Annotated in this window: 1 protein-coding gene and 1 pseudogene; both read right to left on the reverse strand. The window is 43.3% G+C overall.

From position 1 onward, the window contains the following. Positions 1 to 366, reverse strand: a pseudogene (locus R7070_RS25240) (UDP-glucose 6-dehydrogenase); the annotation flags it as partial. Positions 367 to 463: 97 nt separating this feature from the next. Beyond that, positions 464 to 1,410, reverse strand: a 947-nt coding sequence (locus R7070_RS25245) for a YjbH domain-containing protein (protein WP_318141395.1), incomplete at its 5' end; no start/stop codon positions are given.

Raw genomic sequence — 1,410 nt, forward strand, 5'->3', positions numbered from 1 at the left:
ACCCACAGGTACAGTCGACTTAATCACCATAACCGCGTCTGGATTAATTGCCATCACATCTTTAATCACTGCTTCAACTGAAGAAGTATTAAAGTAGTTCGTTTGAGGGTCATAATCCGTTGGTGTGGCAATAACAACAAACTCTGCGCCTTTGTAAGCCAGCTTTTTATCTAGCGTCGCGACAAAGTTGAGCTCTTTGTTTGCAAGAAAATATTCGATTTCCGCATCAACAATTGGAGATTTATTGTCATTCAACAAGTCCACTTTTTCTTGGATGATATCAACCGCCACAACCTCATGGTTTTGTGACAATAACATGGCATTGGACAAACCGACGTAGCCCGTGCCTGCTACAGCAATTTTCATTTTTATTTCCTATTATTTAACTGACGCTAGCATATCAAAACACCGACACTCTCGGTAGAGTACAGTGATTAACTAAAAGCCTAACTAGCAACACAACTTAATTCAATTGAGTACCCAAGTAACGCAAATAAGCGTTGCGGATTCGCTGTCTGTTCTGCTCAAAGTACTCTTGGCCATAACGGCCTCGGTTAAAGTAGCGGCGAAGCATACTATTATCCATCACGAGTTCATCACCCTGACCTGCTGCCAAATAGTTTGTATCGTTGCCAACTCGTGTCGTAACGTTGAAATCATAAGCCTCGTTACCACGAACTTGTATCACTCCCGGCGACATATCACGCCATGGCGTTAATGGCAGCTTTACTGACACAGTGACAAACTGCTCTTCGCCTGTATCGTTAAACTTTGTCACCTGATAACTTGCCGATACTTCTATGTCTTCAAACCAATGTGATGTCGTGAATTTTGCGCCGACATCCCCCTTCCAAAACTCTCCAGCAGTTGCATTAAACTGCCAATCCCACTCCGGCATAGAGAATGTATAACGAGTTAAAAAGGTTTGGCGGTCTGGGTTCGCATAACCATTTTTGTCTTTTTCGTCTTGATGTTGGAAGTAGCTCATCTCTAGTCCCAACTCATGGTTGCCCGATTGAGAGAACCAAGCTGATTCACTGCGCACACCGATATAGTCCGATTTAACCAAGCCTAGAGATACCTGGTTGGCTATATCGACATATGGTAAACGGAAGAACTGATGCACCATTGCACGATCAATCTCGTTCTCGTACGCGCTGTCTTCGAAATACCCACCTTCTTCAAAATCGTCACTTTCTGCTAAAGGTAAAATATGACGAACATCAATTGCCGCGCCAGACCATAGGTAGGTGTATAAGTTGCTGGACATGGCAAAAGAGTAATCATACACACCGTACTCGGTTGCAAAACCATGCCTTACCATAGGAGAAAGCACGATCTGCGAATCTAAAGTACCTGAATTAACTCGCTCCGTTTTCCAATCAACCATGTCTAATCTTTCAGGCAAAT

Origin of the sequence: Vibrio sp. 1557, assembly GCF_033340175.1 — a bacterium.
Lineage (GTDB): Bacteria > Pseudomonadota > Gammaproteobacteria > Enterobacterales > Vibrionaceae > Vibrio > Vibrio alginolyticus.